Below are 14,706 nucleotides of genomic sequence, written 5' to 3'. Positions count from 1 at the left end.
TGCCGGTCCTATGGCCTGCCGGAGACACGGCGGCCCGGAATCCCATGCGCTGTCTGCGTCAGCCATGCTATCGGGACACGACCATGCTCAGCCTCGACACCCTCTCCAAGACCTATGCCGACGGCACGCACGCCCTCGACCGGATCGACCTTCAGGTCGCGGCCGGCGAGATCGTCGCGCTGATCGGGGGATCGGGCTGCGGCAAGACCACCCTGCTGCGCCTCATCGCCGGGCTGGATACGGCGAGTGCGGGCCGCATCACGCTCGATGGCGAGGGCATTGCCGGCCCTCATCCGGGCGTCGGGCTGGTGTTCCAGGAGCCACGGCTGCTGCCCTGGCTCAGTGTCGCCGACAATGTCGGTTTCGGTCTCGCCGACCGGCCGAAGCGTGAGCGCCGGGAGCGTGTCGCCCACGCCCTCGACCGTGTCGGCCTCGCCGAGCACGGCCATCGCTGGCCGCGTGAATTGTCTGGGGGGCAGCAACAGCGGGTCTCGATCGCCCGTGCCTTCGTGGCGAGCCCGCGCGTCCTGCTCCTCGACGAGCCGTTTTCGGCGCTCGATGCCTTCACCCGCAAAGACCTTCACCGCCACCTGCTCGCCCTCTGGGAGGAGGTGCGGCCGACGGTGCTCATCGTCACGCATGACGTCGCAGAGGCGGTGACGCTGGCAGACCGCGCCGTGGTGATGCGTCCGAAGCCAGGCCGCCTCGACGAGGCCCTGGCGCTACCGATGGCGCGCCCGCGCGACCCGACCTCGCCGGGCAGCGAGGCCGCGACCCGCAACATCCTCGCAGCGCTCGACCGCTCCCTGCGCCCGATCGAGAAGCGACCAAAGGTCGTGGAAGCGTTCGCGGGCGGCGGTTCGTTTTAACGGACATCGCATGGCGCGTGGGACGATCGTCCCGCCTGTCCCAGGCCGTCCCAGGGCCTGTTCGGTCGCGCCAAGAGAAGATTCTTCTTTCCGAGGGATAAATCGCGCCTCTCGATATGGGGCTGCCCTGGCTGTTTCGCAGCACCGGGCCGGAGCGCGGCCAAGCTCGTGAGCAGGCCCAGGGAGCGATTCGGACCGGGTGCAGTTGTGCCGCCGGCCGCGCCCGGCTACCTCGCTGCCGACAGCCCGATCGAGGAGATTGCCGAATGGACGCCAACGCGCTGCGCGAGATGCAGGCCCCGCTCAAGAACCAGTACCGCGAGGCGCCGGATTCTGCGGTCATCACGCTCAAGGCCAACGGCACCCTCGACGACACCTCCATCGCCTGCAAGGTCGAGACCGGCCGCGCCCTCGCGGTGGCAGGCCTTCATCCGGCGACCGGCGGCTCGGGCCTGGAGCTGTGCTCGGGCGACATGCTGCTCGAAGCCCTCGTGGCCTGTGCCGGCGTGACGGTGAAGGCTGTGGCGACGGCCCTCGAGATCCCGCTGCGCGCCGGCACCGTCAGCGCCGAAGGCGACCTCGACTTCCGAGGCACGCTCGGCGTCGACAAGACCGCGCCGGTCGGCTTCCGCGCCATCCGTCTGAACTTCGCCCTCGACACCGACGCGCCGCAGGACAAGCTCGACCAGCTCATCAAGCTGACGGAGCGCTACTGCGTCGTGTTCCAGACGCTGAACCACAAGCCGGAACTCGCGGTCACGCAGACCAAGGGCTGATCGGCAGCCGAAGCGTCGCCGAAACCGCACCGTGTCGGCTCAGCGCAACTGCACGCTGTCCACCACCTGCCGGAACAGGGCCAGCGTCTCGTCCCGCTGGTCCGCGCGCACCACGCCGAGCGAGCGCAGGTAGCCGTCAGGATTGAAGCGGATCGTCTGCGTGATCACCACGGCCTGTCCGGTGGGAATGTCGTTGGCGCGTGCGACGATCTCGTGCCAGTCGACCCCGTTCTGGCGGTAGCTCTGCGAGCGCTCGATCATGAAGTCCTTCATGGTCTGGTTCGAGTAGAGCGCTGCGCGAGCGAAGGCATCGCGCTGCTCCGCTGTCGGGGGCTGTTGGACGGCCTGGGCCAGCACCAGGATCGGCTGCTCGAAATTCGCCGGCTGGTCCTTGGGGCCGCGGGTCATCAGCAGCGAGTTGCCGGCCAGCGCCCGGATCGGCCGAAACCCGGCGAGATCATCGATGCGGAAGGGCAGGGCGTCGACCTGCTGTTCGAGGGTCAGAGGCGGCCGCAGGGTCACGCCGAGCAGCATGTTTTTCATGGTCTCGTCGGTCTCGGCGCCGGGCGTCATCTGCGCGACGACGATGCCGGTGACGTCGGGACCGTTCACGAGGAGCAGCCATTTCCTGACGGTCGGCAGATCGGCGGGCAGGCCGGGCGGGTTCGGCGCCGCGCCGGTGGACCCGTCGGTGACAGGAGACGGCGGCGGCGACTGGCCGCCGACCAGCAGCAATCCTTCGAGGCCGCCGCTGACCTTGACCGGTTCGCGCGACTCCACCGCGAAGCCTTGGCTCTTCAGGTTGTCGTCGGTGAAGCTCTTCTCGATATCGCCATAGGCGCCGCCCGGCAGCTCGACCACCGAGACCATGGCGCCCCCTTCCATCCGCTCGAAGCCCATGAAGCGCCGGGAGGGCGCCATGTCGGAGGGCGGTTGGAAGCCGAACCGCGAGCTCGATGGGAAGACCGGCGTGTCGGCACGGGCTCCCGTCGTGGTGAGCGGCGCGGAGGACAGGCCCGCGAGAAGCAGGCCGAAGGCGGCGAGACGGCTGAGGGCGGGACGCAACGTCATCGGGATCGTGTCTCCGGAGCGCCCGGTCGAGCGAGCGCCTACCCGCGATGGGTCAGCCCGCTTCCGTCCGCTGTCAAGCGCGCGGCTGGGTCGCGCGGCTGCGTCACACGGCGCAGCGTCAGATTGCAGCGGCCGCCGGTGGGCAGGAAGCGGCTGAGAGTGGCGCCGAGCCGTCCGTCCTCGGCTCGGTGGTCGTCTGCAAACAGCTGCGGCGGCTCGTCGATCAGGCGGTCGACGCCGTGATGGATCAGCCGCGAGGCGCCGCCCATCACGAGGGCGTCGCCGCTGGCGAGCCGGATCGAGCGGGTCGGATCGGTACGTTTGAGGCCACCGTAGCGAAACAGGGCCGTCGCACCGAGCGACAGCGACACGACCGGCGCGGCGATGTCGTCCTCGTCGCGATCCTGGTGCAGGCCCATCCGTGCTCCCGGATCGTAGAGGTTCACGAGACAGGCTTCGGGCGGCGCGACGTAATGCGCGAGCGCATCCCACGCCCGTGATGCCGTCTCCGGGATCGGCGGCCAGGGTGCTCCGGTCTCGGGGTGATTGGACTGGTAGCGATAGCCGTCCCGGTCGGAGACCCAGCCAAGCGGCCCGCAATTCGTCATGCGCACCGAGAACGGCTTGCCGGTTCGCGGCATGCGCGGGGTGTAGGGCGGCGCGGTGCCGAGCGCTTCGGCGAGGGCGGAGGCGAGTGCGATACGCGCCTCCGCATCGAACCAGCCGGGGTAATGAATCAGACCCGGCGCCAGCGTGATGGCCGCCGCGATCAGTCGATGTCCTTGTCGAGGCTGGTCTTGGCCTCGACCGTGGCATTGGCCTTGAGGTGGTAGACCAGCGGAACGCCGGTCGCGATCTCGAGGCCCGCGATGGTCTGGGTCGTCATGCCGTCGAGCACCATCACCAGCGCCCGCAGGGAGTTGCCATGCGCTGCGACGAGCACGCGCTTCCCGGCGAGCACGTTCGGCAGGATCGCCTGGATGTAGAAGGGCAGGACGCGCGCGACGGTGTCCTTGAGGCTTTCGCCGCCGGGCGGCGGCACGTCGTAGGAGCGGCGCCACAGCCGGACCTGCTCGTCTCCCCAGCGCTGGCGGGCGTCATCCTTGTTGAGGCCGGCGAGATCGCCATAGTCGCGCTCGTTCAAGGCTTCGGCCCGGATCGTCTCGAGGCCGGCCTGGCCCATCTCCTCGAGCATCAGGGTGCAGGTGCGTTGGGCGCGGCCGAGATTGGAGGTGAAGGCGACGTCGAACCGGTAGCCCTGTTCCTTGAGCCAGCGGCCGGCGATGCGGGCTTCCTCGACACCCTTCTCGGTCAGGTCCGGGTCGCGCCAGCCGGTGAAGAGGTTTTTCAGGTTCCACTCGCTCTGGCCGTGGCGAGCGAGGACGAGCAGGCGCTCCATGAACGGTGGACTCCCGAGAACTGACTTTCCCGGCGGATAGAGACGCCCGCCTGAACGCGCCCTGACAGCCGGCTCCCTAGCAGAGGCCCGACCCCGTCCCAAGCGCCGGCGGGGCCGATGGGTTGCGACTTTAGTCCATCGTAACCGGTTAGAGGCCCAGCACGTCGTCCATGCCGTAGAGGCCCGGTGGCTTGTCGAAGGCCCATTGGGCAGCGCGGAGCGCACCGCGGGCGAAGATGGCGCGGTCCTCGGCGTGGTGGCTGAGGGTGATACGCTCGGACGGGCCGGCGAAGATCACGCTGTGATCGCCGACCACGCTGCCGCCGCGCAGGGTCGCGAAGCCGATATCGCCGGGGCGCCGCGCGCCGGTATGGCCCTCACGGCTCGCGACGCTGGTCTTTGCGAGCTCCACCTTCCGGCCCTCGGCCGCGGCCGCGCCGAGCAGCAGGGCGGTGCCGGAGGGCGCGTCGACCTTCATGCGGTGGTGCATCTCCAGCACCTCGATGTCGAATTCCTCGCCCAAAGTCGCCGCGACCTTGCGCACGAGGCTCGCCAGCAGGTTCACGCCGAGCGACATGTTGCCGGAGCGCACGATGCGGGCGTGATAGGAGGCGGCTTTCAGCTTCTCGAGATCCTCGGCCGACAGGCCCGTGGTGCCGACGACGTGCACGATGCGGGCCTGGGCCGCGAGCTCGGCGAAGGCCACCGTCGCCTTGGGGGCGGTGAAGTCGAGCACGGCGTCGGCCTCGGCGAAGATCGGCAGCGGATCGTCGCTCACCTCGACGCCGAGCGGGCTGAGACCCGCCAGCGTTCCGGCATCATGGCCGACCACGTGAGAGCCCTCGCGCTCCACGGCGCCGGAGAGGACACAGCCCTCGGCCTCGGCGACGGCGCGGATCAGCATCCGCCCCATGCGGCCCTCGGCGCCCGTGACGACGATCTTCAGCGTGGACGTCATGGCGGGGTCCTCAAACGGTGACTTGCGTTCCGACTTCCACGACACGGCCCGTCGGGATCTGGAAGAAGTCCGTGGCGTCGTTGGCGTTCTTGGCCAGCGTGATGAAGATGCGGTCCTGCCAGAGCGGCATGCCGGAATGGGCGGCCGGGCGGATCGAGCGGCGCGACAGGAAGAACGAGGTCGACATGATGTCGAACTTGAAGCCTTCTTTTCGCAGCAGCGCCAGCGCCTTGGGGATGTTCGGCGTCTCCATGTAGCCGAACTTCATCACGGCACGATGGAAATGCGGCCCGACCGGCTCGATGCGCACGCGCTCGGAATCGGGGAAGCGCGGCGTGTCGACGGTCTCGATGGTCAGCACGACGTTCTTCTCGTGCACGACCTTGTTGTGCTTCATGTTGTGGAGGAGGGCGGCCGGGGCGATCTCGGGATCGCTGGTCAGGAAGACCGCCGTGCCCTTCACGTGATGATACGACGAGCTCTTCTCGAGCATGCCGACGAGCTCGGAGAGCGGTACGTCGGTCTTGCGGGTCTTTTTGGTGAGGATCGCGACGCCGCGGACCCAGGTCCACATCATCAGCATCAAGCCGCCGGCGAGCAGCAGGGGCACGTAGCCGCCCTCGTGCAGCTTGAGCAGGTTCGAGGCCAGGAACAGGGTTTCCAGGATGATGAACGGCATCATGATCAGCGCCGAGAGCGCCGGGCCGAGCTTCATCACCTTCCAGAGCACGATGTAGGCCATGCTGGCGGTGAGCAGCATGGTGCCGGTCACGGCGATGCCGTAGGCGGCGGCCAGCGCCGATGAGGTGCGGAAGACGATGGCTAGGATCACCACGGCGAGGCCAAGCAGCATGTTGATCTGCGGCAGGTAGATCTGGCCGGAATGGCTCTCCGAGGTGTGGCGGATCTCCAGGCGGGGCAGCATGCCGAGCTGGATCGCCTGCCGCGACAGCGAGAAGGCGCCGGTGATCACGGCCTGCGAGGCGGTGACGGTGGCGAGCGTCGCCAGGATCACCATCGGCAGCAGCGCCCAGCTCGGGACGAGCTGGTAGAACGGGTCCGTGGTCTCGGGGTGGGCGAGAACCAGCGCGGTCTGGCCGAGATAGTTCATCATCAGGCACGGCCCGACGAAGAACAGCCACGCGAACTGGATCGGCTTGCGGCCGAAATGCCCGAGATCGGCGAACAGGGCCTCGGCCCCCGTCACCGCCAGGAAGACCGCGCCGAGTGCCACCAGGGCGCCGGAGCCGTGGTTCAGCAGATAGTTCACCGCGTGCCACGGGTTGAAGGCCCAGAACACCGCCGGGTTGCCGATGACGTGCGGCACGGCCGCGATGGCGAGCGACAGGAACCAGCACGCCATGATCGGACCGAAGAAGGTTGCCACCCGCGCCGTGCCTCGGCTCTGGACCAGGAACAGCCCGATGATGATCACGACGGTGATCGGCAGCACGTATTCCTCGAAGGCCGGGGTGACGAGCTTGAGGCCCTCCACCGAGGACAGCACCGAGATCGCCGGTGTCACCACCGAGTCGCCATAGAACAGGGCCGCTCCGAGCAGGCCCAGCATGAAGACGAGGCGCGAGCCGCCGAGCGCGTGCCGCGCCTGCGCCATCAGCGAGAGGATGCCGCCCTCGCCCTTGTTGTCCATGCGCAGCAGAATCGAGACGTAGTTGATCGTGACGATCAACATCAGCGCCCAGAGGATCAGCGAGGTGGTGCCGATCACCTCTTCGCTGGTCAGCGTGCCATCGGCCCGCGAGGGGCCGAGCGCCTCGCGGAAGGCATAGAGCGGGCTGGTGCCGATATCTCCGTAGACGACGCCGACCGAGCCGAGCGCGAGCGGGAAGAACCCTGCCTTGGAATGGCCCTGCGCGGATTCCTCGGTGGCATCCACGGAGCCCGCCGACGCGGCGACGGGGCCGCCTTCGCCGGGCGCGGGACCAGTGGCGGCCGCGGCACCCTCGGAGGCGGGGGCATTGGCGGCCGGGCCTGCAGGCGTGCTCGGCGAGACGGGTTGGGTCATGGAATCCGGTCTGTGCTCAGGCGCCCGACTCCGAAACCTGCCGGATCGGCATGACGGATACGCTTCGGGCGGCCCGAGAGGAGAACCATGAGATCGGCGCTTAGAGCAGGCTGCGAAAAAGTGGTCACGGTTTTTCGCGCAAAGCCTGTTCTAAATCACTGGAACCGATCACGCGGCATTTTGATCGAGACGATCAGAATGCCGCGTGATCGAGCGCCGATCCCGTCACTCAGCGGCGTCGCGAGTGCCCGAGCCACCGCCCTGGCCGAAGCGCCGCTCGATGTAGTCGATGACAATGCCCTCGAAATCCTTCGCGAGCGTCGGCCCGCGCAGGGTCATCGCCTTCTGGCCGTCGATGAAGACGGGGGCGGTCGGGGTCTCGCCGGTGCCGGGGAGCGAGATGCCGATATCGGCATGCTTCGATTCGCCGGGGCCGTTCACGATGCAGCCCATCACCGCCACGTTGAGGCCTTCGACGCCGGGATAGGATTTCTTCCATTCCGGCATCGAGGTGGTGATCCAGTTCTGGATGTCGCGCGCCAGTTCCTGGAAGGTCGTCGAGGTCGTGCGGCCGCAGCCCGGGCAGGCCGCGACGAGCGGCACGAAGGTGCGGAAGCCCATGGTCTGCAGGAGTTCCTGCGCCGCCTTCACCTCCACCGTGCGGTCGCCGCCCGGCTCGGGGGTCAGCGAATAGCGGATGGTGTCGCCGATGCCTTCCTGCAGCAGCACGCCGATCGCGGCCGAGGCGGCGACGATGCCCTTCGAGCCCATGCCGGCCTCGGTCAGGCCGAGATGGATCGCGTAATCCGAGCGGCGGGCGACCTCGCGATAGACCGCGATCAGGTCCTGTACCGCCGAGACTTTCGCGGACAGGATGATCTTGTCCTTGCCGAGCCCGAGCTGCTCGGCGCGCTGAGCCGAGGACAGGGCCGACTGCACCATCGCCTCGCGCATGACGGCGCGCGCGTCGATCGGCTGCGGCGACTTGGCATTCTCGTCCATCAGGTGCGTCAGGAGCTCGCCGTCGAGGGAGCCCCAGTTCGCGCCGATGCGGACGGTCTTGCCGTACTTGATGGCCTGCTCGACGATGGTCGAGAACTGCACGTCGCGCTTGTTCTTGAAGCCGACATTGCCCGGGTTGATCCGGTACTTGGCGAGCGCCTCGGCGCAGGCCGGATGATCGGTCAGGAGCTTGTGGCCGATATAGTGGAAGTCGCCGACCAGCGGGACGTGGCAGCCGATCCGGTCGAGCCGCTCGCGAATCTTCGGCACGGCGGCCGCGGCTTCGTCGCGGTCCACGGTGATACGCACCAGTTCCGAGCCGGTGCGCGCGAGCTGCGACACCTGGGCCACGGTGGCGTCGATATCCGCCGTATCAGTATTCGTCATCGACTGAACGACGATCGGTGCACCGCCGCCGACGGTGACCGCGCCTTCGCCTTGGCCGACCGTCACGCCCTCCGTGCGGTGGCGCGGCGAGGGCCCCGCGATCTCCGGACCCCGCATATTGGGGCTCTCGGGTGCGATCGGGTTCGAGAGGGCGTCAGGAGATTCCATGGCTTCCATCTGGGACCTTGGCTCGGAGACGTGGCCGCTTCCGTCGGTCTCGTCGGGCGTGGCCGTGGACTGCTCGCATCATTCTACCCGATGCCGCGAGCGCCCGCGACCGCTTTAGCTGTGAGCGGCCACGACCACCGTCAACCGCGCGCGGCGCATGGGTGGCGACCATGCGGCGATCGACGATTTTCGTGCCGCTTCATGTCGCATCCCGCGCGCGATGTCGAGCGCTCGCCGCATTGCGGCAGAAGCGTGCCGGGCGGATGGCAGGGAACGCCTGCAAGGAGTGTTGCCGCCGGACAGCCATGCGCGATCCCGTTTTGAACCGCCTAACACCGAGCCTATTTATTGCTTCGCAGCATTTTAGTTTGCGTTGCAACATTTCGTTGTGAGGTTCGGATGGCTCAAACCGGCACGACTTCCGATCTGAAAGCCTTGTCCACGATCGTCCCCAAGGGAGCGGCCGAGGCCGCACCCGTTTCCCGAGCTCGGAGCCGCAACCCGCTCGTCGGCCCAAGGACAGAGAAGACGGTGGCGCTGGCGCTCCAGGGCGGCGGCGCGCATGGCGCTTTCACCTGGGGCGTGCTCGATGCGCTCATCGAGGACGGCCGTCTCGGTTTCGACGCCGTGACGGGGGCGAGCGCCGGCGCCATGAACGCCGTGGTGTTGATCGACGGCTGGCTGGCCGGCGGACCCGAGGGTGCACGCGAGGCACTGGCGACGTTCTGGCGCCATGCCAGCGTCGACGGCGATCTCTGGCCGGTTCAGCGTGGCATGGTCAGCGGCGTCGTCGGTGCGTTCAAGGACAACCCCTTCGCCGAGTTCTGGATGAAGGTGCTGGCGCCGAGCCCCTACGTCTCCAATCCGCTCAACATCAACCCGCTGCGCAGGGCGCTCGAACAGACCGTCGATTTCGAGAGGCTGCGCAGCGCGGAGACGGCCGACGTGTTCGTTTCGGCCACAAATGTCTGGACGGGCAAGCTCACGGTGTTCGAGCGGGGTGGCCTGACGGCCGACCACCTGATGGCCTCGGCCTGCCTGCCCACCGTGTTCCAGGCGGTGGAGATCGACGGCGTGCCGTATTGGGACGGCGGCTATCTCGGTAACCCGGCGCTCTATCCGCTTCATCAGCATATCGGCGAGGGGAGGTGCGCGCGCGACATCCTCATCGTCCAGATCAACCCGGTCGAGCGGCGCGAGACGCCGCGTACGCCGCAGGAGATCCAGAACCGGCTAAATGAGATCACCTTCAACGCCAACCTGATGAGGGAATTGCGGGCCATCGACGTGATGCACGACGTGCTGGCTGGCCAGGAGCCTGACGGAGCGACGGACAAGCGCGTCTTCATTCACCGGATCGATGGCACCGAAGCGCTCGACGATTACGACGCCTCGTCCCGCCTCGATGCCCGCTGGCGCGGTCTCGAGCGCCTGCGCGACCGGGGCCGCGAGGCGGCGCAGCACTGGCTCGCCGAGCGCTTCGACGGTGTCGGGCGCGAGAGCACGCTCGATCTCAGGAGCGCATATCAGTAGAGGAAAGAGGCATTTGACCCAGCGCATGTGCGCCAGCACACGTGCTATCATGAGCCGGGAGCCCGGGCACGGATTATCGCTCGGGTTCCAGGCGTTCACATATCATGATTTCCAGCCGATCTCGCTCTAAGCGGCCCGACATCGTCGACCTGCTGCCTCCTCTGCGGCGCTACGCACGCTCGCTGACACGCGACGCGTTGAAGGCGGACGACTTGGTCCATGACACCCTGGTCAAGGCGCTGGAGGCGAAGGGTTCGCTGCGCGCGAACACCAACCTGCGTACCTGGATGATGACCGTGCTGCATAACGTCTTCATCGACGAGCAGCGCCGCAAGAAGGTCGAGGCACGCCATGCCGACGTGCTGGTTCAGCTGAGCGACGACGTCGCGCTGCCGGCACAAGAGGGACAGGTCCGGCTTTCGCAGATCCGCAAGGCCTTCGAGACTCTTCCCGAGGAACAGCGCGCGGCGCTCCACCTCGTGACCCTCGAGGGCATGGCTTATGCCGATGCGGCCGCCGTGCTGGGCATCCCGATCGGCACGCTGATGTCGCGGCTCGGCCGCGGCCGCGCGGCTTTGCGCGCCTTCGAGGACAACGAACCCGAGCGCGTTGTCGAGGCGCCCAGGCAGGCGAGGCAGCCTTCGAGCCCTCCTGAGCGTGGGCGTCCGATTTTGCGCATCGTCGCAAGTGCCGGGCGCCCAGGGATAGGTGAGACGGAGCACGCCGGGGAGACCCCCGGGTTCCAGCACAGGCAGGCGGTCGGCGAGGGCTGATCCTCGCCACCGGGGATGGATCACTGAAGTGCCGTCCGACGACCCGGAGACGGGTTCTTCGGAAGAGGGCGTCACAACAATTCAGAAGCGCCAACCCGGCACGGTCGGGCCGACGTTTCTCTGACGGAGCGATCCGGAAAGGCAGAGTGACGTGATGATCGACCCGATCACGGAAAGCGATCTCGCGGCGTATGTCGACGACGAGCTCGGCGCGATGCGCCGTCTCGAGGTCGAGAACCATCTCGCGCAGCATCCCGAGGATGCCGCGCGGGTGATGGCCGACCTGCGCGACCGCGACGCATTGCGAGAGATCTATTCGAGCTCACCGGGACTGGAACCGGAGCGGCTGCGCTCCGGAGCGCGCCGCCTCGACCGGTCTATGGCCTGGCAGCGGGTCGGCGCGCGCCTGCGCCGGGCGGCCGCCATCGTCGTGCTCGTCGGTGCAGGCTGGCTCGCGCATACCGAGATCGGCACCTTCGGCGTGCCGGACAGCCAGGCCTCCACCATCGATTCCGCTCTGGTCGAGGAGGCGCAGCAGGCACGCCAGGCCGTGCTGGTGCGCGCCAAGACGACTTCGCAGCGCCCGGTCTCGGCCTATGACCGCGCAGACCTCGAAGCCGCCACCGGGCTCTCGCTGCCGAACCTGCCGAACGGCTGGAGTGTGCGCGACGTGCAGGTTTTCCCCTCGCGCAATGGTCCCGGCGTCGAGGTCGCGATCGATGCGGGAGCGCTCGGCGATCTCTCGTTGTTCGCAACCCGCAAGGCCGCAGGTGGAGCGAGTCCGGACGGGCTGACCCGATCGGCCGATGGCGCGACCGCCTATTGGCGCTCGGGCCAGACCGCCTACACCCTCAGCGGTGGCCACGGTGATGCCGGCCTGTCGGCAGCCGCCGTTCAACTCTCCGCCAAGTAGAGCGTGAGCACCCGCCGCGGGCGATAAGCCCGACATAGCGCCGTCTTCGGCATGATGCCGGGCGGCTCTCTGAAAGATCGACGGCAAACGCGATCCGGGTCATTTTCCGGCTACGGCTCGAGGTGCGGCTTCGAATCGTTAGGGCAGGCGCACAGGCGGCGCGCCCGATTGTGGCGTGACATCGTCCGCCCTCATCGATGGGTCGGACTGCCCAGTTCCAAGCGTTGCAGATTCGACACGCGCACAGGCGCCAAACGGTCTCGAAAGGCCGCTTCTGGGCACGCCCGGTGCGACCTCGGCGCCCCAAGACCACTGATATGGCAACAGCTTAGCCATTGCACCCGCAGGCCGCCCTGCCTCGGACGGTAATGTGTTTTTAGATCGCGTCTAAACAGTCGCGATTGAAGAAATGTCGAGCAACATTACTGGAATAGCCAAGCTCCGCGCGAACGCTGTCACGCGGGTCAAGAACACGAACGGGCTTGGGTATCATGCGCACGACACGAGACGGCGTCTTCGGACGCTGCGGGCTTCATGGCGGATTGCTGGCAGGCGTTGCCACCGCCGCGCTGCTCTCCGGTCTGGTGTCGGCTCATGCGCAAGCCGCGAGGCCGCAAGGCGCGGCGGCGAGCTCCACGACCCTCGACGAGATCTCGGTCGAAGGCCAGCAGCCGACATTCGGCACGACCGGCTTCGTCGCCACGCGCTCGACAGCGGGCATGAAGGGCAACGACTCGATCCTCGAGACGCCGAACAACGTGAGCGTGATCACGCGCGAGGAAATGAACGTCCGCGGCGTGCAGGATCTCAATACGGCCGTCGCCTATACGCCTGGCATCCAGGCAGTCGACTATCCGGGCGGACAGGGCGGCCCGACCTTCACCCTGCGCGGCTTCAACGCCAACAACTTCGACAGCGTCTACGAGGATGGCCTGCGCTACGGCTTCAACTCGTTCGACCAGAACGTCGAGCCCTATGCCTACGAACGCATCGACGTGATCAAGGGCCCGGTCGGGGCCCTGTACGGTCAGGGACAACCTGGCGGCATCGTGAATCTGGTCTCCAAGCGTCCGAGCTTCACGCGCTCGAACGAGGTCTTCATTCAGGCGGGCAATCGCAGCCGCGTTCAGGCTGGCTTCGACCTGACCGGCCCGGTCGAGGGAGCGCCCGACTTCGCCTACCGCATCACTGGTCTGATCCGGGACTCGGACAGCCAGGTAAAGTACACGCCGGATGACCGCACCTTCATCGCGCCGGCGATCACCTGGAAGCCGGACAGCGACACATCGCTGACCGTGCTCGCGAAGTATGCCGAGTTCCGGGGTGGCGGTGCGGAGCAGAGCCTGCCGATCGTCGGGACACTCCGCTCGAGCACCTTGGGCAAATTCGACCCCAACACCCTCATCGGTGCACCGAACTTCAATACCGGGCTCCTGGAGAACAAGGAGATCGGCTACATCTTCGATCACACCTTTGCGCCGGGTTGGCTGTTCCACTCCGCGTTCCGCTACTTCGAAGCCGATGCGAAGTATCAGGCCTTCGGCGCAGATGTGACGAAGACGCCTGCCAACTTTCTCACTTTGGCGACGGCGCCTTACGTTCGTAACCAGTCCAGCCACGGGCTTCTCACCGACAATCACGTCGAAGGACAGTTCGATACCTGGGGCATTCAGCACAGCATCGTAGCGGGTGTCGATTATCAGGACTATCACCGCCACGACGAAAGAAAATTCTATCAAGGTCTTCCGTTCGGGACGGTCGATGTTTTCATAAACCCTTATAATCCGGTCTACAATTTCGCCAATGTTGGGTTCGATGCGCGACCCAACATCACCACTGACGCTTCGTTGCAGCAGACTGGTCTTTATTTCCAAGACCAAATGAAATGGAATGGGTTCATATTTACCGGAAGCGTCAGAAACGACTGGGCAAATCAGACGACTAATACCTTCGTTCAATATCCAAGGGTCGGCGCCTCTGGAGGTGCCCGTTCGAAACTTGATGTCTCCGCCCTCAGCTATCGCGTTGCGCTGGGTTACGAGTTCGACTTTGGTGTCGTTCCCTTCGTCTCGTATTCAACCTCCTTCAACCCGCAGGCCGGTGGCCAGAAGGCTGACGGATCGGGGCTCGATCCTCGCGAGGCAAAGCAGATCGAAGGTGGTGTGAAGTGGCAGCCGGTCGGGACGAACCAGCTCTACACGGCCTCGTATTTCGAGATCACCCAGACGAATATCGCGCAGGCTGATCCGCTCGCTCCCGGGTTCTTCGTTCAGACGGGCGAAGTTCAGTCGAAGGGCTTCGAGATCGAGGGCAAGGCGAACCTGTTCGAGGGTTTCAACATTGTTTACGGCTATGCGCACCTCGACACCGAGGTGACGAAGAACCCTCAGAACGTCGCCCTGGTCGGGAAGCGGCTAGTCAATGCGCCGAACAACACCTTCTCGCTGTTCGCTGACTACACCTTCCCGCTCAGCTCGCCGCTTGGCGGCTTCCGGGCCGGCGCCGGTGTCCGATATGTCGGGCAGCGCACCAATTCCACGAACGTCGACGACATCCCGTCCTACGCCTTGGTGGATGCCTCGCTGAGCTACGACCTCGCCCGGCTCGATCCGGCCTGGAGGGGCGCGGTGCTTTCAGTGAACGCCACCAACCTGTTGGATGAGAAGTACTACAACGCCGGCTTCTACCAGGGTTACGTGTTCCAGGGCTTCCGCCGCAGCGTCTTCGGCACGCTCACCTACCGCTGGTAAGCAGACTCGTCCCGATCGACCAAGGAAGCCTCGCCTCGCGGCGGGGCTTCTTTGTTTTCCGGTTGATCGCTCAGCGGACCA

Annotated in this window: 12 protein-coding genes; 6 read left to right on the top strand and 6 right to left on the bottom strand. The window is 66.6% G+C overall.

Going from position 1 to position 14,706, the window contains the following annotated elements; genetic code table 11:
• Nucleotides 1-83 precede the first annotated feature (83 nt).
• Together HCU64_RS11920 and HCU64_RS11915 are read left to right on the top strand one after the other, a co-directional pair.
• Complete coding sequence (locus HCU64_RS11920; RefSeq protein ID WP_233384109.1) at nt 84-869, top strand: ABC transporter ATP-binding protein; 786 nt, start codon at nt 84-86, stop codon at nt 867-869.
• Nucleotides 870-1,135: 266 nt separating this feature from the next.
• Nucleotides 1,136-1,645, top strand: coding sequence for an OsmC family protein (locus HCU64_RS11915; protein WP_233384108.1), 510 nt, complete (start codon nt 1,136-1,138; stop codon nt 1,643-1,645).
• 39 nt (nt 1,646-1,684) lie between these two features.
• Here HCU64_RS11915 and HCU64_RS11910 read toward each other — a convergent pair whose 3' ends face one another.
• The 6 genes from HCU64_RS11910 to ispG all read right to left on the bottom strand — a co-directional run bounded on the left by HCU64_RS11910 (nt 1,685) and on the right by ispG (nt 8,656).
• The gene (locus HCU64_RS11910) at nt 1,685-2,716 is read right to left on the bottom strand and encodes a hypothetical protein (protein ID WP_233384107.1); all 1,032 of its coding nucleotides are present in this window, start codon (nt 2,714-2,716) and stop codon (nt 1,685-1,687) included.
• A 38-nt stretch (nt 2,717-2,754) separates the two neighbouring features.
• Nucleotides 2,755-3,486 carry an alpha-ketoglutarate-dependent dioxygenase AlkB family protein gene (locus HCU64_RS11905; protein WP_233384289.1) on the bottom strand — a complete coding sequence of 244 codons (732 nt, stop codon included), beginning with the start codon at nt 3,484-3,486 and terminating at the stop codon, nt 2,755-2,757.
• Complete coding sequence (locus tag HCU64_RS11900; protein WP_233384106.1) at nt 3,486-4,115, bottom strand: 2,3-bisphosphoglycerate-dependent phosphoglycerate mutase; 630 nt, start codon at nt 4,113-4,115, stop codon at nt 3,486-3,488. Before HCU64_RS11900 ends, HCU64_RS11905 begins: the two co-directional genes overlap by 1 nt.
• 148 nt (nt 4,116-4,263) lie before the next feature.
• Nucleotides 4,264-5,061 carry a 4-hydroxy-tetrahydrodipicolinate reductase gene (gene dapB / locus HCU64_RS11895; RefSeq protein WP_233384288.1) on the bottom strand — a complete coding sequence of 266 codons (798 nt, stop codon included), beginning with the start codon at nt 5,059-5,061 and terminating at the stop codon, nt 4,264-4,266.
• Between the two features lie 22 nt (nt 5,062-5,083).
• The gene (locus HCU64_RS11890) at nt 5,084-7,099 is read right to left on the bottom strand and encodes a potassium transporter Kup (RefSeq protein ID WP_233384105.1); all 2,016 of its coding nucleotides are present in this window, start codon (nt 7,097-7,099) and stop codon (nt 5,084-5,086) included.
• A 225-nt stretch (nt 7,100-7,324) separates the two neighbouring features.
• Nucleotides 7,325-8,656 (bottom strand): flavodoxin-dependent (E)-4-hydroxy-3-methylbut-2-enyl-diphosphate synthase, encoded by a 1,332-nt coding sequence (ispG, locus tag HCU64_RS11885; protein ID WP_442785947.1) that lies wholly within the window; start codon nt 8,654-8,656, stop codon nt 7,325-7,327.
• 399 nt (nt 8,657-9,055) lie between these two features.
• Between ispG and HCU64_RS11880 the strand changes: the two genes are divergently transcribed.
• From HCU64_RS11880 to HCU64_RS11865, 4 genes are all read left to right on the top strand, one after another.
• Nucleotides 9,056-10,189 carry a patatin-like phospholipase family protein gene (locus HCU64_RS11880; RefSeq protein ID WP_442785946.1) on the top strand — a complete coding sequence of 378 codons (1,134 nt, stop codon included), beginning with the start codon at nt 9,056-9,058 and terminating at the stop codon, nt 10,187-10,189.
• A gap of 104 nt (nt 10,190-10,293) precedes the next feature.
• Nucleotides 10,294-10,962 carry a sigma-70 family RNA polymerase sigma factor gene (locus tag HCU64_RS11875; protein ID WP_233384101.1) on the top strand — a complete coding sequence of 223 codons (669 nt, stop codon included), beginning with the start codon at nt 10,294-10,296 and terminating at the stop codon, nt 10,960-10,962.
• 154 nt (nt 10,963-11,116) lie between these two features.
• On the top strand, nt 11,117-11,875 hold the full coding sequence (locus tag HCU64_RS11870) for an anti-sigma factor family protein (RefSeq protein WP_233384099.1): 759 nt from the start codon (nt 11,117-11,119) through the stop codon (nt 11,873-11,875).
• Between the two features lie 491 nt (nt 11,876-12,366).
• Entirely contained in the window at nt 12,367-14,625 is a 2,259-nt protein-coding gene (locus HCU64_RS11865) for a TonB-dependent siderophore receptor (RefSeq protein ID WP_233384098.1), read from the top strand.
• The last annotated feature ends 81 nt before the right edge of the window (nt 14,626-14,706 follow it).

The sequence above is a fragment of the Methylobacterium sp. C25 genome (genome assembly GCF_021352225.1).
In the GTDB taxonomy this organism is placed as follows: Bacteria; Pseudomonadota; Alphaproteobacteria; order Rhizobiales; family Beijerinckiaceae; genus Methylobacterium.
This window is presented reverse-complemented; position numbering and strand designations above follow the sequence as displayed.